The sequence below is a fragment of the Luteimonas sp. A534 genome (assembly GCF_054072805.1).
The window spans coordinates 23,909-50,770 of sequence record NZ_JBSVRR010000005.1 but is presented as its reverse complement, the minus strand read 5'-3'; the positions used below and the strand labels follow the sequence as shown (position 1 = coordinate 50,770).

23 protein-coding genes are annotated in these 26,862 nt (G+C 69.5%); 14 read left to right on the top strand and 9 right to left on the bottom strand.

The features are described 5' to 3' along the window. Positions 1–130: 130 nt before the first annotated feature. Entirely contained in the window at positions 131–1,360 is a 1,230-nt protein-coding gene (gene tyrS, locus ACW5F0_RS12045) for a tyrosine--tRNA ligase (protein ID WP_456999816.1), read from the top strand. Positions 1,361–1,446: 86 nt separating this feature from the next. Here tyrS and ACW5F0_RS12040 read toward each other — a convergent pair whose 3' ends face one another. The 3 genes from ACW5F0_RS12040 to ACW5F0_RS12030 all read right to left on the bottom strand — a co-directional run bounded on the left by ACW5F0_RS12040 (position 1,447) and on the right by ACW5F0_RS12030 (position 4,473). Next, positions 1,447–1,842 carry an MAPEG family protein gene (locus ACW5F0_RS12040; RefSeq protein WP_456999815.1) on the bottom strand — a complete coding sequence of 132 codons (396 nt, stop codon included), beginning with the start codon at positions 1,840–1,842 and terminating at the stop codon, positions 1,447–1,449. 183 nt (positions 1,843–2,025) lie between these two features. Next, the gene (locus ACW5F0_RS12035) at positions 2,026–3,714 is read right to left on the bottom strand and encodes a M28 family metallopeptidase (RefSeq protein ID WP_456999814.1); all 1,689 of its coding nucleotides are present in this window, start codon (positions 3,712–3,714) and stop codon (positions 2,026–2,028) included. A 72-nt stretch (positions 3,715–3,786) separates the two neighbouring features. Then, a complete protein-coding gene (locus ACW5F0_RS12030; RefSeq protein WP_456999813.1) occupies positions 3,787–4,473 on the bottom strand; it encodes a hypothetical protein in 687 nt (228 codons plus the stop codon). Between the two features lie 62 nt (positions 4,474–4,535). On the opposite strand from ACW5F0_RS12030, the gene gpmI reads away from it, so the two are divergent. The 3 genes from gpmI to ACW5F0_RS12015 all read left to right on the top strand — a co-directional run bounded on the left by gpmI (position 4,536) and on the right by ACW5F0_RS12015 (position 8,930). Then, positions 4,536–6,080 carry a 2,3-bisphosphoglycerate-independent phosphoglycerate mutase gene (gene gpmI / locus ACW5F0_RS12025; protein WP_456999812.1) on the top strand — a complete coding sequence of 515 codons (1,545 nt, stop codon included), beginning with the start codon at positions 4,536–4,538 and terminating at the stop codon, positions 6,078–6,080. 35 nt (positions 6,081–6,115) lie between these two features. Beyond that, entirely contained in the window at positions 6,116–7,375 is a 1,260-nt protein-coding gene (locus ACW5F0_RS12020; protein WP_456999811.1) for a murein hydrolase activator EnvC family protein, read from the top strand. A gap of 82 nt (positions 7,376–7,457) precedes the next feature. Further along, entirely contained in the window at positions 7,458–8,930 is a 1,473-nt protein-coding gene (locus ACW5F0_RS12015) for a S41 family peptidase (protein WP_456966160.1), read from the top strand. 7 nt (positions 8,931–8,937) lie between these two features. Here ACW5F0_RS12015 and ACW5F0_RS12010 read toward each other — a convergent pair whose 3' ends face one another. After that, on the bottom strand, positions 8,938–9,630 hold the full coding sequence (locus ACW5F0_RS12010; protein WP_456966161.1) for a rhomboid family intramembrane serine protease: 693 nt from the start codon (positions 9,628–9,630) through the stop codon (positions 8,938–8,940). A gap of 203 nt (positions 9,631–9,833) precedes the next feature. Between ACW5F0_RS12010 and ACW5F0_RS12005 the strand changes: the two genes are divergently transcribed. Then, positions 9,834–11,183: an OmpP1/FadL family transporter gene (locus ACW5F0_RS12005; RefSeq protein ID WP_456966162.1), complete on the top strand. Its 1,350-nt coding sequence runs from the start codon at positions 9,834–9,836 to the stop codon at positions 11,181–11,183. A gap of 563 nt (positions 11,184–11,746) precedes the next feature. On the opposite strand, the gene putA is transcribed toward ACW5F0_RS12005, so the two are convergent. Beyond that, positions 11,747–14,929: a bifunctional proline dehydrogenase/L-glutamate gamma-semialdehyde dehydrogenase PutA gene (gene putA, locus ACW5F0_RS12000; RefSeq protein ID WP_456999870.1), complete on the bottom strand. Its 3,183-nt coding sequence runs from the start codon at positions 14,927–14,929 to the stop codon at positions 11,747–11,749. 220 nt (positions 14,930–15,149) lie between these two features. On the opposite strand from putA, the gene coxB reads away from it, so the two are divergent. Genes coxB through ACW5F0_RS11975 form a run of 5 tightly spaced genes read left to right on the top strand, consistent with a single transcriptional unit; the run spans position 15,150 to position 19,322 of the window. Next, on the top strand, positions 15,150–16,013 hold the full coding sequence (gene coxB, locus ACW5F0_RS11995; RefSeq protein WP_456966164.1) for a cytochrome c oxidase subunit II: 864 nt from the start codon (positions 15,150–15,152) through the stop codon (positions 16,011–16,013). Between the two features lie 29 nt (positions 16,014–16,042). Beyond that, the gene (gene ctaD, locus ACW5F0_RS11990) at positions 16,043–17,704 is read left to right on the top strand and encodes a cytochrome c oxidase subunit I (protein WP_456966165.1); all 1,662 of its coding nucleotides are present in this window, start codon (positions 16,043–16,045) and stop codon (positions 17,702–17,704) included. Next, on the top strand, positions 17,688–17,828 hold the full coding sequence (locus ACW5F0_RS11985) for a hypothetical protein (protein ID WP_456966166.1): 141 nt from the start codon (positions 17,688–17,690) through the stop codon (positions 17,826–17,828). Before ctaD ends, ACW5F0_RS11985 begins: the two co-directional genes overlap by 17 nt. Then, positions 17,825–18,418 (top strand): cytochrome c oxidase assembly protein, encoded by a 594-nt coding sequence (locus tag ACW5F0_RS11980; RefSeq protein ID WP_456966167.1) that lies wholly within the window; start codon positions 17,825–17,827, stop codon positions 18,416–18,418. The genes ACW5F0_RS11985 and ACW5F0_RS11980 overlap by 4 nt, the downstream gene beginning before the upstream one ends. Before the next feature lie 19 nt (positions 18,419–18,437). After that, the gene (locus ACW5F0_RS11975) at positions 18,438–19,322 is read left to right on the top strand and encodes a cytochrome c oxidase subunit 3 (protein WP_456966168.1); all 885 of its coding nucleotides are present in this window, start codon (positions 18,438–18,440) and stop codon (positions 19,320–19,322) included. A 107-nt stretch (positions 19,323–19,429) separates the two neighbouring features. On the opposite strand, the gene ACW5F0_RS11970 is transcribed toward ACW5F0_RS11975, so the two are convergent. Further along, positions 19,430–19,648, bottom strand: a complete 219-nt coding sequence (locus ACW5F0_RS11970; protein WP_456966169.1) for a twin transmembrane helix small protein — start codon at positions 19,646–19,648, stop codon at positions 19,430–19,432. Between the two features lie 62 nt (positions 19,649–19,710). Here ACW5F0_RS11970 and ACW5F0_RS11965 point away from each other — a divergent pair, with 62 nt between their 5' ends. From ACW5F0_RS11965 to cyoE, 4 genes are read left to right on the top strand one after another with little or no spacing between them, the layout of a single operon-like run. Further along, positions 19,711–20,430 (top strand): SURF1 family protein, encoded by a 720-nt coding sequence (locus tag ACW5F0_RS11965; protein WP_456999869.1) that lies wholly within the window; start codon positions 19,711–19,713, stop codon positions 20,428–20,430. Beyond that, the gene (locus tag ACW5F0_RS11960; RefSeq protein WP_456966170.1) at positions 20,427–21,014 is read left to right on the top strand and encodes a hypothetical protein; all 588 of its coding nucleotides are present in this window, start codon (positions 20,427–20,429) and stop codon (positions 21,012–21,014) included. Before ACW5F0_RS11965 ends, ACW5F0_RS11960 begins: the two co-directional genes overlap by 4 nt. Beyond that, entirely contained in the window at positions 21,014–22,192 is a 1,179-nt protein-coding gene (locus ACW5F0_RS11955; RefSeq protein ID WP_456966171.1) for a COX15/CtaA family protein, read from the top strand. The genes ACW5F0_RS11960 and ACW5F0_RS11955 overlap by 1 nt, the downstream gene beginning before the upstream one ends. Next, a complete protein-coding gene (gene cyoE / locus ACW5F0_RS11950) occupies positions 22,193–23,113 on the top strand; it encodes a heme o synthase (RefSeq protein ID WP_456966173.1) in 921 nt (306 codons plus the stop codon). 241 nt (positions 23,114–23,354) lie between these two features. On the opposite strand, the gene ACW5F0_RS11945 is transcribed toward cyoE, so the two are convergent. The 3 genes from ACW5F0_RS11945 to dnaG form a co-directional block, all read right to left on the bottom strand. Next, positions 23,355–23,756 carry a hypothetical protein gene (locus tag ACW5F0_RS11945; RefSeq protein WP_456966174.1) on the bottom strand — a complete coding sequence of 134 codons (402 nt, stop codon included), beginning with the start codon at positions 23,754–23,756 and terminating at the stop codon, positions 23,355–23,357. Between the two features lie 16 nt (positions 23,757–23,772). Then, positions 23,773–25,020, bottom strand: a complete 1,248-nt coding sequence (locus ACW5F0_RS11940; protein WP_456999810.1) for a DNA/RNA non-specific endonuclease — start codon at positions 25,018–25,020, stop codon at positions 23,773–23,775. 84 nt (positions 25,021–25,104) lie between these two features. Further along, positions 25,105–26,844 carry a DNA primase gene (gene dnaG, locus ACW5F0_RS11935; protein ID WP_456999809.1) on the bottom strand — a complete coding sequence of 580 codons (1,740 nt, stop codon included), beginning with the start codon at positions 26,842–26,844 and terminating at the stop codon, positions 25,105–25,107. Positions 26,845–26,862 lie beyond the last annotated feature (18 nt).

The window sequence follows — 26,862 nt, the reverse complement described above, 5'->3', positions numbered from 1 at the left end:
CATGCGTCAAACGATTGACGCCAATGAAGTTTCCGCCGGGTTAATATTTTAACTTCGTGATAACAACCACTTAGAACCGCGTCACACTTTCCGTGTTGCGGTGCACACAGGATTCAAGGCCTTGTCACAGATGTCTCCCCCGCCCGCCCCCGCGTCCGCCGCCATCGAACTCATCGCCCGTGGTGCCGACGAGCTCCTCAAGCGCGAAGAGCTCGAGGCCCGCCTGGCGTCCGGGCGCCCGCTCCGGGTCAAGGCCGGTTTCGACCCCACGGCGCCCGACCTGCACCTGGGCCACACGGTGCTGCTCAACAAGATGCGGCAGTTCCAGGACCTCGGGCACACCGTGGTGTTCCTGATCGGCGACTTCACCGGGATGATCGGCGACCCCTCGGGCAAGAGCGCCACCCGCAAGCCGCTGACCCGCGACGACGTGCTCGCCAACGCGAAGACCTACGAGGACCAGGTGTTCAAGGTGCTCGACCGCGAGCGCACCGAGGTCCGCTTCAACTCGGAGTGGTTCGGGAAGATGGGCGCGGCCGACATGATCCGCCTCGCCGGCCAGCTCACGGTGGCGCGCATGCTCGAGCGCGACGACTTTGCAAAACGCTACGCCGCGCAGCAGTCGATCGCGATCCACGAATTCCTCTACCCGCTGGTGCAGGGCTATGACTCGGTCGCGCTCGAGGCCGACGTCGAGCTCGGTGGCACCGACCAGAAGTTCAACCTGCTGATGGGTCGCGGCCTGCAGGAGCATCACGGGCAGAAGCCCCAGGTGGTGCTGACCATGCCGCTGCTGGTGGGGCTGGACGGCGTCAACAAGATGTCCAAGTCGCTGGGCAACTACATCGGCGTGACCGATCCGGCGATCGACTTCGTCAACAAGACCATGAAGGTCGGCGACGACCTGATGTGGGACTGGATCGACTTGCTGAGCTTCGAGATCGGCATCGCGGAGGCGTCGAAGCTCAAGGCCGACGTCGCCGCAGGCACGCTCAACCCGCGCGAAGTGAAGCTGCGCCTTGCGCGCGAACTGGCCACGCGCTTCCACGATGCCGCCGCGGCCGAGACCGCGATCGCCGGCTGGCGCGCGGCGGTGACCGGGCAGGGCGACACCTCGCTGCTGCCGCTGCAGGACGTGGTGGTGCCGGCGGAAGGCCTGCGCATCGCCGCGCTGCTCACCGCGGCCGGGATCACGCCGTCCAATTCGGAGGCGAACCGCAAGCTGAAGGAGCGCGCCGTCAAAGTGGATGGCAACGTGGTCGAGGATCCCGGTGCCGCGTTGGGGCCCGGCTTTGAGGGCGTATTGCAGGTGGGCAAGCGCAACTTCGCGCGTGTGCGTCTGGTGGTGGCGGGCCTGTAACGGCCCACGGACACATGGCCGCCCCTACCTGCCGGTCGGCGATACAGAGAGGGGATCTGCGCCCGGTCGAGGCCCGGACGCATCACTCAGGCGGCGCTTAGCGCCGCCATCACCATCAGCGCCGCCACGCAGGCAAAGCCGACCAGCCAGGACAGGCTGCGCACCAGCTGCACGTCGGCGACGTAGAACACGCCGTGCGCGATGCGCATGGCCACGAAGACGAGCGCGAGCAGCGCGATGCGGCCATGGTCGACCCCGGCCAGCTGCGCCATCAGCACCGCGGCCGCGAACGGTGCGAAGGCTTCGAAGGCGTTGAGGTGGGCAGCGTTTGCGCGCTGCACCCGGTAGTTGTCCTGCTTCGCCAGCCAGGCGCCCGGATTGCGGTTGTTGAAACCGGGCGCGGAGGTCTTGGCGATGATGGCCAAGGCATAGGGAAGCAGCGCGGCGATCAGGATGCACCAGTAGGCGATGGCGAGGGTCATGGCGAGGTCTCCCGGAAGGTCCCTGGAGTAGAGCAGCTTGCGGGGGCCGGACGCCATGGCCGCGCCGGCCGTCGCGCATCCGGGTCCGGGATCGCGGTGGCGGAAACAGAAACAGAAACAGAAACGGAAACGGCGCCTTTCGGCGCCGTTCCGTGTGGCCATGCCTGGCCTCGGGTCGCGTGGTTACTCGGCGTCGGCCCGCATCGCGTCGCGCGCGGCCTTGAAGGCGTTGCCGTCGTACCAGTTCGGCCAGCTGCCGTCGTCGGCCAGGGTGCGGCCCACGCCGTAGAGCACTTCAAGATCCTGGACTACGCCGTCGAGGTTCCAGGCCGGGTCGAACTCGTCCGCAGGCTTGTGGTACGCAACTTCGGTGTAGGCGCGCGCGTACTCGGCACCGGCTTCCGGACCGCCCTCGAGCAGGTCGTCGCCGCCCTTCGCGTACAGCGCAGGCACGCCGGCCTTGGCGTAGTTGAAGTGGTCGGAGCGGAAGAAGAAGCCGCCCGCCGGATTGCCTTCGGCCACGATGGTGCGGTCCTGGGCATCGGTGAAGGTCTTGAGCACGTCCTCGAGCTCCGAGTTGCCCTGGCCGACCACGACCATGTCGCGCGACGGACCGGCCACGCTCATGGCGTCGAGGTTCACCACCGCCACGGTCTTGTCGAGCGGGAACGCCGGGTGCGCGACCTGGTACTTCGAGCCGAGCAGGCCCGACTCCTCAAGGGTCACGGCGATGAAGGCGATCGAGCGCTTCGGCTGGCCGTCGGCCTTGAACTTCTCCGCGATCTCGATGATGCCGGCGACGCCGGTGGCGTTGTCGATGGCGCCGTTGTAGATCGTGTCGCCCTCGCCCTCGTGCTTGCCGAGGTGGTCCCAGTGGGCGATGTAGGCGATCGCTTCGTCAGGCGCCTCGCTGCCCCGCAGGATGCCGACCACGTTGCGCGAGGAGCTCTCGCGGGTGGTGCTGGCGAGGTCGAACGAGACGCGCGCATCGAGCGGAACGGCGGTGAAGCCGCGGGTGTTGGCGGCGGTGTACAACGCGTCCAGGTCCTGTCCGGCGTCGGCGAAGAGCTGCTTCGCGGCGTCGGCGCTCAGCCAGCCCTGTGCCGGCAGGCGCGGTTCCGGATCGTCGGATGCGCGCAGGTCGAACTGCGGCCCGGACCAGGAGTTCTTCACCACGTCCCAGCCGTAGGAGGCGCCGGCGGTGTCGTGGATGATCAGCGCGGCGGCGGCACCCTTGCGCGCGGCCTCTTCGAACTTGTAGGTCCAGCGCCCGTAATAGGTCATGCGCTCGCCTTCGAACAGCGTCTCGTCGTTGGCGTGGAAGCCGGGGTCGTTGACCAGGATGACCACGGTCTTGCCCTTTACGTCGATGCCGGCGTAGTCGTTCCAGCCCAGCTCCGGCGCGTCCACGCCGTAGCCGACGAACACCAGTTCGCTGTCGGCCACCTTGATCTCGGCTTCGCCGGTGCGGGTGCCGATCACCATGTCGGTGCCGAACTTGAGCTCTCCGGCCTTGCCCGCCACGTCCATGCGCAGGACGGTGGATTCGTCGGCGGTGGTCTCGACCATGGGCACGGTCTGGAAGAAGGTGCCGTCGTCGCCGCCGGGCTCGAGGCCGATGCGCTCGTACTGCGCCTTGATGTACTCGACGGTCATCTCGCCGCCGGCGGAACCCGGCGCGCGGCCCTCGAAGGCGTCGGAGGACATCGTCCGCACCATCTCGGCGAAGTCGCCCTTGTCCAGTTCGGGGTTGAACGCGTGGCTGGAGGCAGCCGTGGCCGCGGTGTCTCCGGTGGCGGGAGCGGGCTCGCCGCTGCATGCGGCCAGCACCGCGGTGACGGCGAGGCTGAGCACGAGGTGGGTTGGTCGCATTCGTTCGGGTCCTGCGTGTAAGGAACCCCCGATTCTATGCGCTCGGCGCCCGCGGGGGGGCGGGGGGCCGTTTCAGTCGTCGCCGCGGGGCGGGGCGGTGGGCGTGGAGTAGCGGACGGGTTCGGCGCCGGTGACCGCGCCGATGCGCGCGGTGTCGTGCACGTACAGCACCACCTCGCGCTCGAATTCCAGCGGACCATCGACCACCGCGCCCGGGCCGATGATCACGCGCTGGCGCCGCGTGCTGACGCGGATCGGCATCCAGTTGCTGCCCGCCTTGCGCACGCGCACGCCGCCGTGGACGTGCGAGCCGATGCCGATGGTGAGGTCGCCGTTGGACATCTCGACGTCGCCACGGACCTCGGTCGCGATCAGGCCGATGGCGCCGTTGGCGTTGCCGACGTTGCCGCCGACCTTGCTGCCGCGATCGATCAGCACGCTGCCGTTCACGGTTTCGACGCTCTCGGTGATACGCGCGCGTTCGCCGACGCGGATGCTGCCGTTGACCGTGGACAGGCTTTCCGCGGTGACGTCGTTGCCGGTGCTGATGCTGCCGTTGGTGGTCGACGCCGGCCCGGCGGTGACGCCGTCGGCCATGCGGATGCTGCCGTTGGTGGTCGCCAGGCGGCCGTACTCGCCGCCGGCAGTAGTGGCGACGGCGCCGTTGGTGCGCACGATATCTTCCGCCGCCCACGCCGATCCGGCAGTCACGAAGGCGGTGAGCGCGAGGACGAAACAGGAGGTGCGGATGCTGGTCATGCGGCGAGTCTGGACCCGCCGGCGGTACAATGCATCTGTCCATCGTCACAGGGTCGAACGTCGTGCCTGAACCTGTCTCCGTCCGCCGCCAGACGCCGGTGGTGCTGCTGATCCTCGACGGCTGGGGGCACCGCGACGATCCCCGCGACAACGCCCTGGCGCTCGCCGACATCCCCAACTGGCGCCGCCTGTTCGCCGCCCATCCGCACGCCCTGGTGCACACCGAGGGCACGCACGTCGGCCTGCCCGACGGCCAGATGGGCAACTCCGAGGTCGGGCACATGAACATCGGTGCCGGGCGCGTGGTCTACCAGGACCTCACGCGCATCGACGCTGCGATCGCCGACGCCAGCTTCTTCGGCAACGACGAACTGCGTGCGGCCTGCGCCGCGGTGAATGCCAGCGGCGGCACCCTGCACGTGATGGGCCTGCTGTCGCCGGGCGGCGTGCACAGCCACGAGGCGCACCTGTTCGCGATGCTCGAACTGGCGAAGCGCGAGGGCGTGGCGCGCGTGGCCGTCCACGCCTTCACCGACGGCCGCGACATGCCGCCGCGTTCGGCCGCGCCCAGCCTGCGCGCGCTGGCCGAGGCCTGCGCCACCGCGGGCAACGCGCGCATCGCAAGCGTCAGCGGACGCTACTACGCCATGGACCGCGACAGGCGCTGGGACCGGGTGCAGCGCGCCTGGAACGCGATCGTGGAAGCGACGTCCGGCCAGCACGCGCCCGACGCCATGGCCGCGCTCGAAGCCGCCTACGCGCGCGGCGAGAACGACGAGTTCGTCGCGCCTACCGCCATCGCAGGCGCCGGCCCGGTGCGCGATGGCGACGTCGTGGTGTTCATGAATTTCCGTGCCGACCGCGCGCGCCAGCTCACCGCCGCGTTCGTGGCGCCGGATTTCGACGGTTTCCAGACACGCCGTCCGGCGTTGGCGCGCTTCACCTGCCTGACCGAATACGACGCCACGCTGCCGGCGCCGCTGGCATTCCCGCCCGACGACCTTCGCAACACGCTCGGCGAAGTGCTGGGCGCAAACGGCCTCACCCAGCTGCGCATCGCCGAGACCGAGAAGTACGCGCACGTCACCTTCTTCTTCAACGGCGGCCGCGAAGCGCCGTTCGCCGGCGAGGAGCGCATCCTGGTGCCGAGCCCGAAGGTCGCCACCTACGACCTGCAGCCTGAAATGAGCTGTCCCGAAGTCACCGCGAAGCTGGTGGCCGCGATCGACTCCGGTCGCTTCGACGCCGTGGTCTGCAACTTCGCCAATCCCGACATGGTCGGCCACACCGGCGACCTGCAGGCCGCGATCAAGGCCGTGGAAGCGGTGGACGAGGCCCTGGGCGAGGTCGCCGCCGCGGTGGCCGCACGGGGCGGCGAGCTGCTGGTCACCGCCGACCACGGCAACGTCGAGATGATGCGCGACCCGGTCACCGGCCAGCCGCACACCTCGCACACCGTCGGCCCGGTGGACCTGATCTACGTCGGCAACCGCGCCGGCGTGCGGGTGCGCGAGGGCGGCGCCCTGCGTGACCTCGCGCCGACCATGCTCGACCTGCTGGGCGTGGCGAAGCCGGCGGAGATGACCGGCAGCAGCCTGCTGGCGTGAGCATCGAAGCGGCTAGCGCGAGCCGCTCTTTCCGCATGCAGGTGGCGTCCGCGGCGTCCGCCCTGCTGCTGGCGCTGCTGCTGTTTCCGGCCGGTCCGCTGGCGGCGCAGGACAGCCGCGACGCGCAGCGCCGGCTCGACACCGTCAAGCGCGAACTCAACCAGGTCGGTCGCGAGCGCCGCCGCATCGAAGGCCAGCGCGGCGACGCCAGCCGCGCGCTGCGCGATGCCGACGAGCGCGTGGCCCGCAACGCGCGCGAGCTGGCCGATACCGAGGCCGCGATCGCGCGCCAGCAGCAGGCGCTGGCCGAGCTGCAGGCCCGGCGCGACGTCCTGGCCGACAGCATGTCGGCGCAGCGCGCCGAACTCGCGGCGCTGCTGCGCGCGGCCTATACCGTCGGCGGCGCCGCGCCCCTGAAGCTGCTGCTGGCGCAGGACGACGTCGCCGGCGCCAACCGCAGCCTGGCCTACCACGGCTATCTGCAGCGCGGACGCAGCGCCCGCATCACCGAGCTGTCGAACGAACTGGCCGGACTGGAGGCGATGGAGCAGTCCATCGCCGACGAGCGCGCGGCACTGGCCGAAGCCGGCGCGCGCCAGCGTGCGCAGGCCGCGGCGCTGGAGCGCGAGCGCGGCGAGCGTGCCAAGGCGGTGGCGGCGCTCGATGCCCGCTACAAGGATCGCAGCGACCGCGAAAAGGCACTGGGCGCCGACGCGAAATCGCTTGAATCGCTGCTCGCGCGCCTGCGCGAAGCGGCGCGCAAGGCCGAGGCCGAGCGCAGGGCCGAGGCGGCCCGCCGCGCGGCCGCGGCCCGCCGCGACACCGGTACGCCGACCGCGGGCACCGGTACGTCACCGGGCAGCCCGGTGCCCGATGCGCCGCGCGTCGCCGTGGCGCGCACGGCACCGGTGCAGGTCGGTGGACTCTCGTGGCCGCTCACCGGCAGCCTGCTGGCGGGCTATGGCGCACGCATGCCCGACGGCCGCCGCAGTTCGGGCGTGCTGGTCGGCGCCGCGGCGGGCAGCCCGGTCACCGCCGTGGCCGAGGGCACGGTGGTGTTCGCGGAATGGATGACCGGCTACGGCCTGATCCTGATCATCGACCACGGCAACGGCTACATGAGCCTGTACGCGCACAACGACAGCCTGCTCAAGGGTCCCGGCGATCGCGTCCGCCGGGGCGATGCCGTGTCCACCGTCGGCACATCGGGTGGCCAGGGCCGCGCGGCCCTGTACTTCGAGCTGCGCCGCGACGGCAAGCCGGTCGATCCCGGGGCCTGGCTGCAGAAGCGCTGAACGGCGCCATCGCGCGCCGGCGGCATAATCGGAACGCGCGCCCCGGCGCGCTGTCCCATCCCTGTCCCGACCGGAGTTCCGCATGCGTGCCAGCCTGTTGACGCTCGCCCTCGCCAGCCTGCTGGCCCTGCCCGCCATTGCGCAGGAGCTGCCATCCGAGCCGCCGCGCGAAGCGCCACCCGCCACGCAGGATGCCGGGGAGTCGGTGGATGACGCCGCTCCGGCCGACCCCGACGAGCCCGCGGATGACGCCGATCCGGCTGATCCGGCCGAAGCCGCCGATCCAGGCGACCCGAGCGAAGCGGTCCGCCGGGAGTCCGAGGCATCCCCCGCCAGCACGGTGCCGCTGGATGAGATCAGCCGCTTCGTGCTGGTGTTCAACGCCGTGCGTGCCGGCCACGTCGACAAGGTCGACGACCACGAGCTGATGCAGGCGGCAATCCGTGGCCTGCTGCTGGATCTCGACCCGCACAGCGCCTACCTGCAGCGCAGCGACGCCGAGGCCTTCGAGGAGGGCGCCAGCGGTGCCTACGAAGGCATCGGTGTGGAGGTGATGCAGCTTCCCGACGGCCGCATGCGCGTGGTGGCGGCGATGGACGACAGCCCGGCCCAGCGCGCCGGCATCCGTTCCGGCGACCTGATCATCGCCGTGGACGGCGAAGCGCTGTCGCTCGAGAGCCACGAGGGCAGCGGGCCGCTGCGGGGGCCGCCGGGCACCGAGGTCGGAGTCACCATCGTCCGCGAAGGCGAGGCCGAGCCGCTGGAGCTGCGGGTGGCGCGCGCGGTGATCCGCACGCCCAGCGTGCGCGGCAGCATCCGCGAGCCGGGTTTCGGCTACATCCGCATTGCCGGGTTCCAGGTCGATACCGCCTCGGACTTCGGCGAGACCGTGGACAGGCTCAACGGCGAGGCCGGTGGCGCCGGCCTGCGCGGGCTCCTGGTCGACTTGCGCAGCAACCCGGGCGGGCTGCTCACGTCGGCGGTGCAGATTGCCGACGACCTGCTCGAGACCGGCGACATCGTCAGCACCCGCGGCCGCATCCAGATTGGCGATACCGCGTTCAGCGCCACCCCGGGCGACCGCATGGGTGGGCGCCCGGTGGTGGTCCTGGTCGATGCCGGTTCCGCCAGCGCCTCCGAGGTCCTGGCCGGGGCGCTGGGCGACAACGGCCGCGCCTGCATCGTCGGCAGCCGCACCTTCGGCAAGGGTTCCGTGCAGACGGTGATGCCGCTCGACAACGGCGATGCGGTCAAGCTCACCACCGCGCGCTACTACACGCCCGATGGCACCTCCATCCAGGCCCGCGGCATCGAGCCCGACGTGGTGATCGATGGCAAGGGCGAAGCTGTCGGCGTTTTCGGCGAAGCCGCGCTGCCCGGACACCTCGCGGCGGACGGTGGCGAGGACAGTGGTCCAGGCGAGGTGCTCGACGGCGAGGAGCCGATCAAGGCGGCCATGGCCGTGCTGCGCAGACTCGCCGAAGGCGGCTCATGCGCCCCACCGGCGACGGGGCCGGTGCCGCAACCGCAGCCGGAACCGGAGCCCGTGTCGTGAGCCTGACTCAGTAACCCTTCTGGCGGCGCAGGCGGCGCGCGATGGCGCGCCGCGAAAGCAGGGCGAACAGAGCGCCGAAGGCGAAGCCCACCGCGTGCGCCGACCACGCCACGGCCCCGAAGGCCGGGCCGATATAGGCGAACACCACCTGCAGCAGGGCCCAGATCCCGATCAGCAGCGAGGCCGGCGCGCGCACGAATTCGAGGAACAGGCCCAACGGCAGCACCACGCCCAGGTGGGCGCGGGGGAACAGCGCGAGATAGGCGCCGATCAGCGCCGACACCGCGCCGCTGGCACCGATCACCAGGCGGTCGGGCGTGTCGATCACGAGCACGGTGGCGAGGTTGGCGACCGCGCCGCCGACCATGAACAGGGTCAGCAGCCGCAGCGGCCCCATCACGCGCTCCGCCGGCAGGCCGAAGATCAGCAGGAACACCAGGTTGCCGAGCAGGTGCGCCCAGTCGGCATGCACGAACAGGGCGGTGAGAAGGCGCAGGCCGCGTTCGCCATCCGCCCACGAAGCCAGCAGGTCACCCGGCGCGAGGCCTCCGGTCAATGCGCCCCAGCGCGCCATCAAGGCCTGCTCGACGGTCTCCGGACGCGTGCTCGCCCACAGGTACACCGCCCACAGGGTCGCGCACAGCAACGGGGTGGCCCAGCGCAGCGCCGGGCGTGAGCGCGTCGGGATGGAGACGAACATGCGTGGCGTCGGGCCTGGGTGGCGGAACCCCAAGATAACCGGTGCCGACCGTGACGCGGGGCACCTGTGCATCACCATCCGCCACGGTATAGTGCGCCGGCGCCAGGGTCGGGAGGGAGTCTTCCGGCACGTGGGGCCAGGGCGGGAAACACCGCCCGGCCAGGCGCATCCACAGCAAGCCACTTGTCAGGAGTTCACCAGCAATGCGTACCTCCCCTCTTCTCCAGGCTTCGGTCCTTGCGCTCGGCATCGCCGGCGCGCTGGCCCTGGCCCCGGCCCACGCGTCGGGCTTCCAGCTCAAGGAAAACAGCGTCAAGGGCCTCGGCGCGGCGTTTGCCGGCTCGGGCGTCAATGAAGGCGATGCTTCGGTCGTCGTGAACAACCCGGCCTCGATGACCCGCTTCGAAGGCACCACGGTCCAGGCCGACCTGTCGGTCATCGACCTGAGCTACACCTTCGAAGGCTCGGGCACCGACGCCTTCGGCCGCCCCCTCACCGGTGGCAACGGCGGCGATGCCGGTGACGTGACCCCGATCCCGGCGTTCTCCGTGATCCACAAGCTCGACAACGGCCTGGCGCTGGGCGCCATGGTCAGCGCGCCGTTCGGCCTGAAGACCGAATACGAGCCCGACTGGCAGGGTCGCTATTTCGCCGACACCTCCGACATGCAGATCGTGAACCTGACCCTGTCGGCGGCGCTGGACATCAACGACCACGTGTCGGTCGGCATCGGCGCGGTGTATTCCAAGGCCGACGTGACCCTGTCGAAGGCGGTCGACTTCGGCACCCTGCTGTACTCGAACCCGGCCACCCGTCCGCTGCCCTTCGCGATCCCGCAGGCGCGTGACGGCCACGCCGAGATCGAGGGCGACGACACCGGCTTCGGCTGGATCGCCGGCGTGACCGTGCGTCCGACTGACAGCCTCACGGTCGGCCTGAGCTACCAGTCCGAGATCGATTACGAGCTGCGCGGCACCGCCGAGTGGACCGTGCCGGGCGACGTGCGCGCGTTCTTCGACAACAACCCCAACAGCGCCGTGACCAGCCAACTGTTCGTCAACGGCGCTGTTGGCGCGAAGCTGACCACGCCGTCCACGCTGGCCGTCGTCGCGCGCTACGACTTCACCGACCGCTTCGCGATGATGGCGAACTGGACCGAGACCGGCTGGTCGTCGCTGCGCGAAGTGCGCGTCGAGTTCGACCGTCCGGATCCGGACTCGGTCGAGCCCTTCGAGTGGGAGGACTCCACCTTCGTGTCGCTGGGCGCCGAGTACAAGCTCAACGAAACCTGGACCCTGCGCGGCGGCGTCGCGCACGACGAGACCCCGACCAGCATCGAGCACCGCACCCCGCGCCTGCCCGACGACGACCGTCGCTGGTACTCGATCGGCGCCACCTGGAAGGTCAGCGACGCGATGGACGTGGACTTCGCGTTCACCCACCTGAAGCCGAAGGATCCGAAGGTCGACTTCAGCTCGGGCGGCAGCACCATCACCGGTCCGTACGACGGCGACGCCAACCTGTTCGGCGTCTCGGCGCAGTACCGCTTCTGACCAGTCGCCGGGGGCCCGCCCCAGGGGCTCCGGCTGTCCAGGCCCGGCGTTCCGGGTCCAGAAAAAGCCCCGCGTAAGCGGGGCTTTTTCATGCCGGGGCAGCCGCTACATCTCCGGTCTCAGCGTTACGGACGCGCCATAGGTGATGATTTTGCCTATGCCCGTGCCCGTGCCCGGGGGCAGGCTGCAGCTCAAGTAGATGAAGTCGCCGGTGGGTTGGGTGCCGCTGTTGTCCCACCATATCTGCGACTCTTGTCCCGCCGCCATGGTGGTGGATTTCACCAGGTAGATTTGCTCGCCGTTGAATCGGTGCCACTTGGCACGCAGATGGCGCGGACCCTAAGGCCGCCTACAGCAGCGATGGCAGCACCGTCACGGGTCCAGACGACGGAGACGCCAACCTGTCGGCATCTGATCGCAGCGTTCATGTGACGCACGAAGGGCCCCTTTGAGGGGCCCTTTCGTGTTTCAGGTGGTCCCCTCGTGCCGAGACCTGCGGTGACGCCAGCAGGGCGGCCATCTGCCAGCCCACCAGGCAGCCTCCGCTGTGGCGGGGACCGCCTTCAATCGTCCAGCGTCAGCAGCGAGGCATTGCCGCCGGCGGCGGTGGTGTTGATGGTGACCACCTTCTCGGTGGTGAAGCGCGGCAGGTAGTGCGGGCCGCCGGCCTTGGGGCCGGTGCCGGACAGCCGCTGCCCGCCGAAGGGCTGCGTCCCGACCACCGCTCCGACCTGGTTGCGGTTGACGTAGACGTTGCCGACCTTGGCCCGCGCGGCGATCAATTCGACGGTGTCGTCGATCCGCGAATGGATGCCCAAGGTGAGGCCGTAGCCGGTGGTGTTGATGGCGTCGATCACCTGGTCGAGCTCGCTGCCCTTCCAGCGGATCACGTGCAGCGCCGGCCCGAAGTTCTCGCGGTCGAGCTGCGAGAGCGACTTCAGCTCCCAGGCGTGCGGCGCGAAGAACGTGCCGTGCGCCGTGTCCTCGCCCAGGGCGACCTGCGCGATCAGCCGGGCCTCGTCCTGCATGCGCTCCGCATGGCGGTCGAGCATCCCCAGCGCATCGGCGTCGATCACCGGGCCGACGTCGGTCGACAGCAGGCCCGGATCCCCGACCTTCAGCTCGGCCATGGCGCCGGCGAGCATGGCGATGACCTTGTCGGCGATGTCGTCCTGCACGAACAGCACGCGCGCGGCCGAGCAGCGCTGGCCGGCGGAGGTGAAGGCCGAGGCCATCACGTCCTTGACCAGCTGCTCGGGCAGCGCGGAGGAGTCGGCGATGAGGGCGTTCTGGCCGCCGGTCTCGGCGATCAGGGTGCCGATCGCGCCGTCGCGCGCGGCCAGCGCGCGGTTGATCGCGAGCGCGGTGCCGTTGGAGCCGGTAAACACCACGCCGGCGATGCGCGGGTCGCCGGTCAGCGCCGCGCCCACGCTGGCGCCATCGCCGGGCACGAGTTGCAGCACCATCTCCGGCACGCCGGCCTCGTGGAGCAGCTTCACGGCCTCGAAGCCGACCAGTGTCGTCTGCTCGGCGGGCTTGGCCAGCACGCTGTTGCCGGTGACGAGCGCCGCGGCGACCTGGCCGAGGAAGATCGCCAGCGGGAAGTTCCATGGCGAAATGCAGGCGAACACGCCGCGCCCGGCGAGCTGCAGGGTGTTGGTTTCGCCGGTCGGGCCGGGCAGCGCTTCGGAGGCCGACAGGTTGCGTGCCTGGCCGGCGTAGTAGCGGAGGAAGTCGACCGCCTCGCGCACTTCGGCCACGCCATCGGGGATGGTCTTGCCGGCCTCGAGCGTGCACAGCGCCATGAAGCGCGGCATCCGCTGCTCCAGCAGGTCGGCGGCATGTTCGAGCAAGGCGGCACGGCTGGCGACGGGCGTGGCGTCCCAGGCCGGCTGCGCTGCGACGGCATTCGTCATCGCGCGCTCGACGGTGGCGGCATCGGCGGCCTGCCAGCGGCCGACGCGCCGGCGGCGATCGGCGGGGCTGGTGACATCGATCCACGCGCCGGTGTTCGTCGCGCCCGGCACCAGCGGCACGGCCTGCCATTCGCCGGGTTCGGCGGCCATTGCCGCGGCCAGGGTGCGCAGGTCGTCGTCGTTGGCGAGGTTGATGCCCATGGAATTGGTCCTGTCGGTGCCTTGGCTGCGGAGCATGTCGGCCGGCAGCGGAATGCGGGGGTGCGGGATCGGATCGAACGCGGCCACGACCTCGACCGGGTCGCGGACCAGGTCGTCGATCGGTACGTCTTCGTCGGTGATGCGGTTGACGAAGCTGGAGTTGGCGCCGTTCTCGAGCAGGCGGCGCACCAGGTAGGGCAGCAGGTCCTCGTGGCTGCCCACCGGCGCATACACGCGGCAAGGCACGCCCAGGCGGTCGGCCGGGATCACTTCGTCGTAGAGGTCGTCGCCCATGCCGTGCAGCTTCTGGAACTCGAACGGCCGGCCATCGGCCAGGCGGTGCACGGCGGCGATGGTCTGTGCGTTGTGGGTGGCGAACATCGGGTACACCGCGGTGCCGGCATCGAGCAGGCGGCGGGCGCAGGCGAGGTAGCTGACGTCGGTGTTGGGCTTGCGCGTGAATACCGGGTAGCCCGGGTAACCATCCACCTGGGCGCGCTTGATCTCGGCGTCCCAGTAGGCGCCCTTGACCAGGCGCACCGGGATCTGGCGGCCGCCGCGACGGGCGAGGCTGGCGATCCAGTCGATCACGAACGGCGCACGCTTCTGGTAGGCCTGGACCACGATCCCGAAGCCGTCCCACCCGGCCAGCGACGGGTCCGACCACGCAGCCTCGATCACGTCCAGCGACAGTTCCAGGCGGTCGGCTTCCTCGGCGTCGACGGTCAGGCCGATGCCGTGGCTCTTTGCACGCTGCGCCAGGTCCAGCACGCGCGGCGCCAGCTCGGCGAGCACCCGCTGGCGCTTGGCGTGTTCGTAGCGCGGGTGCAGCGCGGACAGCTTGACCGAGATCGACGGCGCGACGATCTCGTCGGCGGACTGGCCGGCGCCGCGGCCGATGGCGTCGATCGCGCTGCGGTAGGCCTCCAGGTAACGGTCGGCATCCTGCTGCGTGAGCGCGGCCTCGCCGAGCATGTCGTAGGAGTAGCGGTAGTGGGCGTTGCGGCCCTTGCGCGCGCGCGACAGGGCTTCGGCGATGGTCCGGCCCATCACGAACTGGTGGCCCATGATCTTCATCGCCTGGCGCACCGCCAGCCGGATCACGGGCTCGCCCACGCGGCCGGCCAGCCGCTTGAATGCGCCGTGGGCATCGCGCCTGGTGTCGTCGGCAAGATCGACCAGCTGGCCGGTGAGCATCAGTCCCCAGGTGGACGCATTCACGAGCACCGACTCCGACTGGCCCATGTGCCGCTTCCAGTCGGCATCGCCGAGCTTGTCGCGAATCAGTTTGTCGGTGGTGTCCGCGTCCGGGATGCGCAGCAGCGCCTCGGCCACGCACATCAGCAGCACGCCTTCCTCGCTGCCGAGGTCGTACTGGCGCATGAAGGACTCCACCACGCCCTGGTCGCGCGCCCGTGCGCGCACCCGGCGCACCAGGTCGCTGGCGGTGGCGGCGATCGGGGCGGCGTCGGCAGGCGTCTGGCGGGCTTCGCCAAGCAGGGCGCCGACCCGGGTCGTCTCGTCCGCGAGCCAGTGTCGGGTGATGGCCGCGCGCAGCGGATCGGGCGATGTCGGTTCGCCAAGGGACAGGTCGGTCACGGTCTTCGCAACGGAGAGGGGAGCGCAAATTCTAGCCGCCGGACCGGGCGAAAGGGCGCTCTGCGCGAGCGGTCACGCGTCGCGCGTGCTTGCCGGTGCGGTGGCGGGACCGCTACCATCACGTGGATCGAGCGCCCCAGGTGGGGTGCGGTCGGTCTTTCCAGGGGCGAGCGCCAACCGGAAAGGCTCGCCCACAACCGTTCCAGCAAGCGGCCAGCCGGCCGCGATCGACGACATTTGGGGTTGCAGCATGATGCAGGCGCGATTCTTGCGGTGGATTCTGGCGGCCATCGCCGCGGTGCCCGTGGCGGCCATGGCGCAGTCCGCCGACCCGGTGCGATGGCAGCTGAACATGACGCCCGGCGTGACCTCCTCGTCGCAGAACGCCTACGACGCGCACATGCTGGTGCTGTGGATCTGCGTCGGCATCAGCGTGATCGTGTTCGGCGCGATGGCCTATGCGATCTTCGCCTTCCGCAAGTCCAAGGGCGCGGTGGCGGCGAAGTGGAGCCACAACCTCAACGCCGAGATCGCCTGGACGGTGATCCCCGTGATCCTGCTGGTGATCATGGCCTGGCCGGCCACCACCAAGCTGATCGCGATGTACGACACCCGCGAGTCCGCCATGACCGTCAAGGTCACCGGCTACCAGTGGATGTGGAAGTACGACTACCTCGGCGAAGACGTCTCCATCGTCAGCCGCATGGACCGCGAGAGCGACCGCATCCGCCAGTCCGGCGAGCGCCCCAGCCTGGCCGCCAATCCCCACTACCTGCTTGATGTCGACAACGAACTGGTGCTGCCGGTCGATACCAAGATCCGCTTCGTGATCACCGCCGACGACGTCATCCACTCCTGGTGGGTGCCGGCGCTGGGCTGGAAGCAGGACGCGGTGCCGGGCATCGTCAACGAGCACTGGACCGAGATCCGCGAGCCGGGCGTCTACCGTGGCCAGTGCGCCGAACTCTGCGGCAAGGACCACGCGTTCATGCCGATCGTGATACGCGCGCTGCCGATCCCCGAATACGAACAGTGGTTGCAGGCCGAGAAGGCCAAGGCAGCACCCGTGGCCGCGCAGGCCGCTTCCGCCGTCGCCGCGCCCGCGGCCGGCTGATCGAACGAACCAAGAGGCAAGGCATCTCCATGGCCACCGATACCGCTACCGTCGCCGTCCACGACGACCACCACGCCCACAAGCAGGGCTTCGTCGAACGCTGGTTCTTCTCCACGAACCACAAGGACATCGGCACGCTGTACCTGCTCTTCAGCTTCACGATGTTCATCATCGGCGCGGCGATGAGCGTGATCATCCGCCTCGAGCTGGCCGTGCCGGGCCTGCAGCACGTCAGCCCGCACTTCTTCAACCAGATGACGTCGATGCACGCGCTGGTGATGATCTTCGGCGGCGTCATGCCCGCTTTCGTGGGCCTGGCCAACTGGCTGATCCCGCTGCAGATCGGCGCGCCGGACATGGCGCTGCCGCGCATGAACAACTGGTCGTTCTGGATCCTGCCGTTCGCCTTCGCGATGCTGTTGCTGACCCTGTTCCTCCCGGGTGGCGCGCCAGCCGGCGGCTGGACGATGTACCCGCCGCTGTCGCTGCAGGGCGGCTCCAGCATGGCCTTCGCGATCTTCGCCATCCACATGATGGGCATCAGCTCGATCATGGGCGCGATCAACGTCATCGCCACCGTGCTCAACATGCGCGCGCCGGGCGTCGACCTGCTGAAGATGCCGATCTTCCCGTGGACCTGGCTTATCACCGCGTTCCTGCTGATCGCGGTGATGCCGGTGCTGGCGGGTGCGGTGACGATGCTGCTGACCGACAAGTTCTTCGGCACCAGCTTCTTCAATGCCGCCGGCGGCGGCGACCCGGTGATGTACCAGCACATCTTCTGGTTCTTCGGGCACCCGGAGGTCTACATCATGATCCTGCCGGCCTTCGGCGTGGTCTCGGAGATCATCCCGACCTTCAGCCGCAAGCCGCTGTTCGGCTACCAGGCCATGGTGTACGCGACCGCCGCGATCGCCTTCCTGTCGTTCATCGTGTGGGCGCACCACATGTTCACGGCGGGCATGCCCCTGGGCGGCGAAATCTACTTCATGTACGCGACCATGCTGATCTCCGTGCCCACGGGCGTGAAGATCTTCAACTGGGTCAGCACGATGTGGCGCGGCTCGCTGACGTTCGAGACGCCCATGCTGTTCTCGATCGCCTTCGTGATCCTGTTCTCGATCGGCGGTTTCTCCGGCCTGATGCTCGCGATCGTGCCCGCCGACTTCCAGTACCACGACACCTACTTCGTGGTGGCGCACTTCCACTACGTGCTGGTGACGGGCTCGGTGCTGGCGCTGATCGCCGCGGTCTACTACTGGTGGCCCAAGTGGACCGGCCGCATGTACAACGAGGCCTGGGGCAAGTTCCAGTTCTGGTGGACGATGGTCTTCGTCAACCTGCTGTTCTTCCCGCAGCACTTCCTGGGCCTGGCCGGCATGCCGCGCCGCATCCCGGACTACAACGTGGTGTTTGCCGACTGGAACCTGATCAGCTCGATCGGCGCGTTCGGCATGTTCGTCACGCCCTTCATGATGTTCGGCATCCTGTACCACTCGCTGAAGAAGGGCGCCCTGGCGCCGCAGCGTCCGTGGGAAGGCGCGCGTGGCCTGGAGTGGACCGTGCCCTCGCCGGCGCCGCACCACACCTTCACCACGCCGCCGGTGATCGGCCCGGGCGACCTCGCCCATGGCGACCTGGATCCGGAAGGCCATGAGTTCGAGCCTGCCAGCGATGCCAGCCGCGCCTGACCAGCACGATCCTGATCGCGTTGCCGCGCAGCGGCGGCGCGCGCTGCGCCTTGCGCTGATCCTGGGCGCCGTGGCGCTGGCGATCTATGTCGCCTTCATCCTGTCGGGAGTGCTCGCGTCGTGAGTGGCAAGGTCTCCAACACCGCCGGCATCGGCAAGATGGTGCTCGCCGCGGCGGTCGCGTTCGCGTTCACCTTCTCGCTGGTGCCGCTGTACCGGATCGCCTGCGAGAAGGTCTTCGGCATCCGCCTGGACAACACCGCGGTCGACGCCAGCACGCTGTCGGGCGCGTCGGCCGAGGCGCGCATGGTCACGGTGGAGTTCGACGGCGGCGTCAACTCGTCGTTGCCGTGGTCGTTCCGGCCGAACCAGGCGCGCATGCAGGTGCGCGTGGGCGAACAGTACGAAACCACCTATTACGCGCACAACGATAGTGACCAGCCGATCGTTGGCACGGCAACACCCTCGGTGGCGCCGGCGCGCGCGTCGGGCTACTTCGCCAAGACCGAATGCTTCTGCTTCACCGCGCAGACCCTGACCGCGGGCGAGACCCGCGACATGCCGGTGCGCTTCATCATCGATCCGTCCCTGCCCGCGGACGTAAAGACGATCACCCTGTCCTACACTTTCTTCAAGAACGACGTCCTGACCGAGCGCGAGCAAGCCGCCGCACTGGTCGCGGCGCCGTCGACCGTGCCGCACGCGGCACCCTGACCCAGCAACGGATACCGACATGGCACAGGCCCAAGCCGATCACCGAGACCCGAACGTCTACTTCGTCCCCCACGACAGCAAGTGGCCGCTGTTCGCGTCGGTGGCGCTGTTCGTCCTCTTCTTCGGGCTGGCGACCTGGTTCAACGAGGTGTCCTGGGGCCGGCCGATGTTCTTCGTCGGCGCCGCGGGCCTGATCCTGATCCTGTTCAAGTGGTTTGCCGACGTGATCCTGGAGTCGGTCTCGGGCTACCACAACCGCCAGGTCGACGGCTCCTTCCGGATGGGCATGGTGTGGTTCATCTTCTCGGAAGTGATGTTCTTCGCTGCCTTCTTCGGCGCGCTGTTCTACGCACGCCAGCTCTCGCTGCCGTGGCTGGGCGGTACCGGCGACGGCGTGATGACCAACGCGCTGCTGTGGGAGGGCTACAGCACGGCCTGGCCGTCGGCCGGCCCCGGCGAAGTGGGCGGCGTCTTCCAGACCATTCCGGCCTGGGGCCTGCCGCTCCTCAACACCCTGATCCTGCTGACCTCGGGTGTGACGCTCACCATCGCCCACCACGCGCTGAAGGCCGACAATCGCCGCCAGCTGCTGGTCTGGCTGGGCCTGACGGTGCTGCTGGGCTGCCTGTTCCTGTTCTTCCAGGTCGAGGAATACATCCACGCCTACCGCGACCTCAACCTGACCATGGGTTCGGGTATCTACGGTTCGACCTTCTTCATGCTCACCGGCTTCCACGGCGCGCACGTGACGCTGGGCACGATCATGCTGGCGATCATCTGGCTGCGCTGCTTCAAGGGCCACTTCACCCGCGACAACCACTTCGCGTTCGAAGCCGTGGCCTGGTACTGGCATTTCGTGGACGTGGTGTGGCTGATGTTGTTCCTGTTCGTCTACGTGGTCTGAGGCAGGGCGCCCGTCAGAGGGCGACCGTCATGGAATGACGAAGGCCGGCGATTGCCGGCCTTCGTGTCTGCGGAGCGCCATGTGCCGGCCGCTCCGTGCGAGAGCGGTCAGCCCTGGACGCCGTGGGGCGTGATCCAGCCCATCCAGATCGACAGGAGCACGATCAGGATCAGGACCACGGACAGCGCGATGCGCCGGGTGAGCGCATTCACGGTGCGCTTGGTGGTGCCCTTGTCGACCAGCATGTAATACAGGCCGGCACCGAGGTTCCATACGATCAGGATCAGGAACGCGATGATGAGCAGGGTTTTGAGCGAATCACTCATGCGGTTGGCCTCCACAAGGCCGGTGCGATCGCGCGATTATCGCACCTGCGTGCGTGGCTGAGATGGGCCGCAATGCCACCCTGCTGGTCGGCTGGGCCGCGGCCCTGGCACTGGTCGCCGCCTTCTGTGCGCTCGGCTCCTGGCAGCTGGGCCGGCAGGATGAAAAGCAGGCCATGCTCGACGCGGTCGCAAGCACCATTGCCGTGCGTGTGCCCGTTCCGCTGGCCGCCGCCGCCGACCCGGCGCGGCTGCGCGGCTACGACTGGGCCGCCGGTGCGGGCCACTTCGCGGAGGCGCCGGCGGTGCTGCTCGACAACCAGCAGCGCGGTGGCCGCGCGGGTGTCCGGGCCTATCGCGTCTTCGTGCCGGGTGCCGCGGGGCAACCGCTGCTGGTCGAACTCGGCTGGCTGCCGCTGCCCGGCGACCGCACGCTTCCGGTGGTGGAACGTCCGCCCGGCCAGCGCGAGGTGGCCGGGCTGCTGGCGCCGCCGCCGTCGCACGGCATCGGTCCAGCCGGCAGCGCCGCGCAGGACGACGGCACGCTCCTCGCCATCGGCCTGGATCCGGCGGCACTGGCCGCCACGCTGCGCCTGCCCGGGCTCGCCCCGCGCGTGCTCAAGCTCGATCCGGAGGACGGCATCGGCTACGCCCGCGACCTCGACGTGCTTCCCAACACACTGCCGCCCGAGCGCCACCTCGGCTATGCCGTGCAGTGGTTCGCGCTGGCCCTCGCCGTGCTTGCCACTGCCCTGGTCCTCACTTTCCGCAGGCCCCGTCCATGACTGAATCCCCCGTTCCGACCATTCCCGTGCAGCAGCGCAACCGCAACCGCGGCCTGCTGATCCTGATCGTCGTCGTGTTCTTCGGCAGCGCCCTGGTCGCCGGCGCGCTGCGCTTCTCCGGCTGGCGCCCGGCGGGCATGAAAAACCACGGCGAGTTGCTGCAGCCGCCCGGTGACCTGCGCGGCGTGGTGCCGCGACTGGTCGAAGGCGGTGACTACGAGTGGAATCCTGTCGAACGGACCTGGCGGATCGTGGTCGCGCCGCCGGCCGACTGCACCGACGCCTGCGTGGCCCTGACGCATGACCTGGACAAGGTCTGGCGACTGTTCGGCCACAACGCCGATCACGTCCACATCCTGTGGGTCGGCACGCCGCCGGAGGGCGCGCTGCAGAACCGCGTCTGGAACATCGTCGAACCCTCGGCGGAGTTCACGGCGCAGTTCCCGGGCCTGGATGCAGGTGGCCCCGCTGGCGCTCCGGTGTATGTTGTCGACCCGAACGGCTTCGTCATCCTGCGCTATGCGCCCGGCTTCGACGCGGGCCACCTGCGCACCGACATGGCGCGCCTCCTGAAACTGAAGTGATGACCCACAGCCACGCCTCCCAGCACGGAGTCCACCACATCCACCGCCACTTCCGCCGCCTCGCCTGGCTGGCGGTCGCGCTGGCGCTGGGCGTGATCGTGTTCGGCGCCTTCGTGCGCCTGTCGCACGCCGGGCTGAGCTGTCCGGACTGGCCGACCTGCTACGGCCGCGCCACCTGGCCGAAGGCCGTCGAGCACGCGGTCGACCACGCCGCCAGCGCCATCCGTCCGTTCGAGGACCACAAGGCCTGGCGCGAGCAGGTGCACCGCCACGTCGCGGCGATCCTCGGGCTGCTGGTGCTCGGCATGGCGCTCCTGGCCGCGCGTCGGCGCCGCCAAGGCATCGCCCAGGTGTTGGTCGCGTCCGGGCTGGTGGCGATCGCCATCCCGACCTATATGTCCGGGGCGCACGTCGCGGCCTCGGCGCTGGCCGTGGCCGGCGAAGCCATCCTGCTGGCCGCGGCCCTGCGCTGGCGCGGGGCCGACCTCGGGCGGGAATCCGCGCTCACGCTCGCGGTGATCATCTTCCAGGCCCTGCTGGGCATGTGGACGGTGACCTGGCTGCTGAAACCTGTGGTGGTGATGGCCCACCTGCTGGGCGGCCTGCTGACGTTTTCGCTGATCACATGGATGGCCTGGCGCGCGACCCACCGGCCGATCGTGCTGGCCTATGCCGATCGGCTCCGCGGCCTGCTCTGGGCGGCGCTGGCGGTGCTTGGACTGCAGGTCGCGCTGGGCGGCTGGGTCAGCGCCAACTACGCCGCGCTGTCCTGCGGCGCCGGCAGCTGGTCGATCGAGAACTTCCCGCAGTGCGCCGGCCTGTGGCTGCCGCCGACCGACTTCCGCGAAGGCTTCGTGCTCTGGCGCGGCATCGGCGTCGACTACGAGGGCGGCGTGCTCGATGGCGCCGCGCGCATCGCGATCCAGATGGCGCACCGCATCGGCGCGGTGGCCGCGACGGCGATGTTGCTATGGGCTTCCGTGCGCATGCTGCGCACGCCCGGACTGCGCGGCTGGGGCGGGACGCTGGCGCTGCTCACCGTCGCCCAGGTCACGCTCGGCATCCTCAACGTGAAGCTGTCGTTGCCGCTGCCGGTGGCGGTGCTGCACAACGGCGGCGCCGCGCTGCTGGTGTTCGTACTGGTGTCGCTGCTGGCGCGCCTGCGGGGAGTCGACTGAGTGCGCGCACAACTTGACCAGTACTGGGAACTGACCAAGCCGCGGGTGGTGGCGCTGATCGTCTTCACCGCGCTGGTGGGCATGTTCCTGGCGGTGCCGGGCCTGCCGCCGCTGCGCCAGGCCGTGGCCGGCTTCATCGGCATCTGGCTGGCGGCGGCTTCGGCGGCGGCGATCAACCACCTCATCGACCAGCGCATCGACAAGGTCATGGTGCGCACCGCCAACCGCCCGCTGGCCACCGGGACTTTGGCGCCTGCGCAGGTGCTGGCGTTCGCGGTGTTCCTGGGCGCGGCGTCGATGACGATCCTGATCGCCCTGGTGAACCCGATCACCGCGCTGCTGACCTTCGCCTCGCTGATCGGCTACGCCGTGGTCTACACCGGCTTCCTCAAGCGCGCGACGCCGCAGAACATCGTCATCGGCGGCATCGCCGGCGCCGCGCCGCCGCTGCTGGGCTGGTCGGCGGTGACCGGCATGCAGAACGAGTGGGACTGGGCGCACGCGCTGCTGCTCGTGCTGATCATCTTCGTGTGGACGCCGCCGCACTTCTGGGCGCTGGCGATCTTCCGCCGCGAAGACTACGCCCGCGCGCTGGTGCCGATGCTGCCGGTGACCCACGGCGTGCAGTACACGCGCTGGCAGATCCTGCTGTACACGGTGCTGCTGGTGGCGGTGACCGTCCTGCCGTGGGTGGCAGGCATGAGCGGCCTGTTCTACCTGGGCGGCGCGCTGGTGCTGGGGATCGTGTTCCTCTGGTACGCGTGGAAGCTGATGGACCCGCCGGACGAGTTCTTCGCGATGCGGGTGTTCAACTATTCGGTCGTGTACCTGATGGCGCTCTTCGCCTTCCTGCTGGTCGACCACTGGCTGCTGCCGTACCTGCAGCCGGGGCCGCTGTTTGAGCTGCAGCGGGTGGGTTGAAGAGCATTTGCCACGGATTACGCGGAAACGGCGCGGATTTACACGGATAGAGCGAAGAGAAAGAGCTGAAGTGCTTTCGGCCACGGATTTACGCGGATTACGCGGATCAGTGCGAGGCGAGCGCGAACAGCACGCCCTGCATATCAAAATTTCTTCTTGATAGCTTCGCGGCAACAATCTTGCCCCGGTCAGATCCGCGTAATCCGCGTAAATCCGTGGCAAAAAAAGCTCTTGCCTCCTGCTACCCGCCCGGCCGCGCCCGCGCCGCGACATCCGCGAGCGTGGCAGGCGTGATGTCCCACTGCTGCGGGGTGTCGTAGTCGAAGTCCACCGCCATGCGGCCGGTGTCGCGCCACAGTCGCAGGATGCAGGCGCCCCAGGGTTCCTTGCCGTGGACGCGGGTGGCGTCGCGCAGCGCGTCGAAGGCAGGGCCGAGTGCGTCGTCGGACGGCGTCGCGCCCTGGTGGCCGCCGTCGGCGTCGTAGCGGAAGCCGGTCATGCGACGCGCGATGGCGCCGTCGCTGTAGCGGACGATCAGCGCGTAGCCGTGCCAGAGGCCGTCGGACACGGCGGGGTCTGCGACCAGCAGCTTGCCGATGCGGGCGATCAGTTCATTCCTGTCCGACGCGGGGCCTGCGTGCATGCGGGGCAGTCTGCCGTCAGGCGGCGGCCCTGTCGATCATGTCGGGCATCTGCTTCGAGGCGATGGCGTCGAAGGTCTGGCCCGCGCTGTTGCCGAACGCGATCAGCGAAGGATCGTAGACGACGTTGCCGGTGACCGGGTCGGTGACTTCGTAGTCGACGTGCACTTCGTCGGGCCGGTGCGAGTCGTGGCGTACGAGGTCGATGTCGATCCGGACCTCCATGCCTGCGCCCACCCAGTCGCTCCACTCCTGCTCCATCTTCGCGTAGGCGCCCTGGTTGAAGCTGCTGAACTGCGGGAACATGTTTACTTCGCCGTGTCCCTGCGCGAAGCGGTAGGCCATGAGGTGGCCGACGTCGTCGCCGCTGCCCTTCATGTCGTTGTCGGTGCGGAAGCGGCTCTGTGCGTTGGCTTCGATGCGGTCGGAGTCGCGGCCGCGGCTCGAGGGCTCCCAGGTCAGCACGGCCTCGGCGCCGGTGGGGCGGCCTTCGGCGTCCAGCGTCCAGGTGATGTCGTTGACTTCGCCGGAGCCCGCCTCGGTCACGCTGCCGCGCACTTCGCCCGGTTCCACGTCCTCGACCAGCACCACGGTGCCGTCGGGCACGTGGCCGGTGAGCAGCATGCGGTTGTACGCCGGCAGGTCGGCGCCCGCGGGATCGGACAGCATGGTGGTGTGGCGGGTGAAGTCTTCGCGCTCGAGCGCGGGAGAGCCCGGACCGCCGTCGCGCGGAGCGTCGAACAGCTCTTCGGAGCCGGTCATCACCCGCAGGCCCTTCTTCTCGGTCATCTCCAGCGAGAGGCGCAGGTCGGCGATGGAGGCAAGGTCGTTGGCGTCGGCCAGCGCGCGGAAGGCGGGTTCGAGCGCGGTGCCGGCGTAGTCCGCGCCGTGCACCTCGATGCGCGTGCGTGGCGGGATGGTCGCCGGGTCGAACGGATTGACCGCGCGCATCGCCTCCGGCGTGGCTTCGGCGTTGCGCAGCGAGACCTCGTAGCGCACCGGGACGCCGGTGGCGGCGCCGTCGGGGCCGCGCACGGTCATATCGCCGCGGGCTTCGTAGGTGGTGTTGTGCGGCCCGGTCTTCTCGTCGCTGGTGCGCACGCTGGATGGGTCGAGCACGAAGGCGACGTCGCCGGGTGGCGCATCGAGCAGCGTCGGATCGAGTTCCGGCACCTTGCCGGCGTCCAAACGCAGCAAATGGCCGAAATCGCGCCAGGGCTGGGGCGGCGGCAGCGGGGCGAGCAGGCTGTGGGCTTCGAACGACATGGCGCCAGTCGGAATCGGCATTCACCGTCCCGGCGACAGTACCCGGCACATGCTGGCACCACCATTGGGGAAAACCCTGTGGCGTCAGCCCACCGCGTTGCCGCGTGCCTGCAGCAGCTCGCGCAGCTCGGCCTTGTCGACCGCGTCCAGGCCGCCGTCGCGCTGCTTGGCCAGCAGTTCGTCCACGCGCTGGCCCAGGGTCTGGCGATCCAGCTGGCCGATGGCGTCGATGAATTCCAGGCGCCAGCCGGCCTCGTCGCCAGGCACGTCGAGGCTGGCCAGCTTCTGCAGCGCGCCGGCTTCCTCGCGGCCCTCGAACTGGGCGAGCAGGGCGCCGGTGCCGATGTCGGGGCGCGCGCTGACGATCGCCACGAGTTCGGTCAGCAGGTCGATGCCCGGCTGGCGCAGGGCCACGAAGCGGTAGGGCGGCTGCAGTTCCAGCGCCAGCTGCGGGCGCTGCAGCAGCAGGGTGATCGCACCGCGGACCATGCTGCGCTTGGGCGCGTTGCCCGCGGGTGCGCGGCGGGCGCGGGCGGCCGGCACGTGCACGTTGGGCGCGGACCCGCGTGCGCCGACGCCGGTCAGTTCGGTCAGCCGCTGCTGCATCAGGTCGGCGAAGGCGCCGTCGGGCAGCTGGGCAAGCATCGGCTTGGCGTGCTCGGCCAGGCGCGCCTTGCCGTCGAGCGTGGCCAGGTTGATGCCGTCTTCGACCAGGCTGTCGAACAGGAACTGCGACAGCGGCGTCGCGTCCGCAAGGCGCGCATCGAAGCCCGGTGCGCCCTCGTTGCGGACGATCGTGTCCGGATCCTCGCCGTCGGGCAGGAACAGGAAGAAGGCCTGGCGGCCGTCCTTCATTCGCGGCAGCACCGATTCCATCGCGCGCGTGGCGGCGCGTCGGCCGGCGGCGTCGCCGTCGAAGCAGAAGTAGACATCGGGTGCGTTACGGAACAGCAGCTCGGCGTGGTCGGGCGTGGTCGCGGTGCCCAGCGTCGCCACGGCCTGGGTGATGCCGTGCTGGAACAGCGCCACCACGTCCATGTAGCCCTCGACCACGACCAGGCGCTCGATCTTCTGGTTCGCCTGGCGCACCTGCCACAGGCCGTAGAGCTCGCGGCCCTTGTGGAACAGCGGCGTCTCGGGCGAGTTGAGGTACTTGGGCGAATCCTCGGCCTTCAGCACGCGGCCACCGAAGGCGATGGCGCGGCCGCGGCGGTCGTGGATCGGGAACATCACCCGGTCGCGGAACTTGTCGTAGACATGGCCGCGGTCGTTCTTGGACAGCATGCCGGTGCGCTCGAGCAGCGACAGCCGGCGCGGATCGGTGCCGAGCGCGTCGCGCAGCGCGGAGAACCCGCCGGGTGCGTAGCCGATGCCGAACTGCTCGCGGATCGACGCGTCCACGCCGCGGCGGTCGAGGTACGCCGCGGCCTCGCTGCCAGGCGCGAGCGCGCCGCGGTAGAAGCGCGCGGCATCGTCGAGCACCGTGTACATGTCGCGGGTGTCGGGATTCTCGTTGTGCTGGCGCGTTTCGCGCGGCACCTCGATGCCGGCGCGGCGCGCAAGCTCGTCCACCGCGTCGAGGAATTCGAGGCGGTCGAAGTTCATCAGGAACGAGATCGCGGTGCCGTGCGCCCCGCAGCCGAAGCAGTGGTAGAACTGCTTGTTCGGCGACACCGTGAACGAGGGCGAGCGTTCGTCGTGGAAGGGGCAGCGCGCCGAATACTCGCGGCCCTGGCGCTTCAGCGGCACGCGCGCGGCGATCACCTCGACGATGTCCGTCCGGGCGAGCAGGTCGTCGATGAAGGCGTCTGAGAGGCGTGCCATGGCTCCCGCCATGATCGC

Coding starts and splice junctions, on each gene's coding strand:
- tyrS (WP_456999816.1), top strand. CDS start 131: ATGTCTCCCCCGCCCGCCCCCGCGTCCGCCGCCATCGAACTCATCGCC.
- ACW5F0_RS12040 (WP_456999815.1), bottom strand. CDS start 1,842: ATGACCCTCGCCATCGCCTACTGGTGCATCCTGATCGCCGCGCTGCTT.
- ACW5F0_RS12035 (WP_456999814.1), bottom strand. CDS start 3,714: ATGCGACCAACCCACCTCGTGCTCAGCCTCGCCGTCACCGCGGTGCTG.
- ACW5F0_RS12030 (WP_456999813.1), bottom strand. CDS start 4,473: ATGACCAGCATCCGCACCTCCTGTTTCGTCCTCGCGCTCACCGCCTTC.
- ACW5F0_RS12020 (WP_456999811.1), top strand. CDS start 6,116: ATGCAGGTGGCGTCCGCGGCGTCCGCCCTGCTGCTGGCGCTGCTGCTG.
- ACW5F0_RS12015 (WP_456966160.1), top strand. CDS start 7,458: ATGCGTGCCAGCCTGTTGACGCTCGCCCTCGCCAGCCTGCTGGCCCTG.
- ACW5F0_RS12010 (WP_456966161.1), bottom strand. CDS start 9,630: ATGTTCGTCTCCATCCCGACGCGCTCACGCCCGGCGCTGCGCTGGGCC.
- ACW5F0_RS12005 (WP_456966162.1), top strand. CDS start 9,834: ATGCGTACCTCCCCTCTTCTCCAGGCTTCGGTCCTTGCGCTCGGCATC.
- coxB (WP_456966164.1), top strand. CDS start 15,150: ATGATGCAGGCGCGATTCTTGCGGTGGATTCTGGCGGCCATCGCCGCG.
- ctaD (WP_456966165.1), top strand. CDS start 16,043: ATGGCCACCGATACCGCTACCGTCGCCGTCCACGACGACCACCACGCC.
- ACW5F0_RS11985 (WP_456966166.1), top strand. CDS start 17,688: ATGCCAGCCGCGCCTGACCAGCACGATCCTGATCGCGTTGCCGCGCAG.
- ACW5F0_RS11975 (WP_456966168.1), top strand. CDS start 18,438: ATGGCACAGGCCCAAGCCGATCACCGAGACCCGAACGTCTACTTCGTC.
- ACW5F0_RS11970 (WP_456966169.1), bottom strand. CDS start 19,648: ATGAGTGATTCGCTCAAAACCCTGCTCATCATCGCGTTCCTGATCCTG.
- ACW5F0_RS11965 (WP_456999869.1), top strand. CDS start 19,711: ATGGGCCGCAATGCCACCCTGCTGGTCGGCTGGGCCGCGGCCCTGGCA.
- ACW5F0_RS11960 (WP_456966170.1), top strand. CDS start 20,427: ATGACTGAATCCCCCGTTCCGACCATTCCCGTGCAGCAGCGCAACCGC.
- ACW5F0_RS11955 (WP_456966171.1), top strand. CDS start 21,014: ATGACCCACAGCCACGCCTCCCAGCACGGAGTCCACCACATCCACCGC.
- ACW5F0_RS11945 (WP_456966174.1), bottom strand. CDS start 23,756: ATGCACGCAGGCCCCGCGTCGGACAGGAATGAACTGATCGCCCGCATC.
- ACW5F0_RS11940 (WP_456999810.1), bottom strand. CDS start 25,020: ATGTCGTTCGAAGCCCACAGCCTGCTCGCCCCGCTGCCGCCGCCCCAG.
- dnaG (WP_456999809.1), bottom strand. CDS start 26,844: ATGGCACGCCTCTCAGACGCCTTCATCGACGACCTGCTCGCCCGGACG.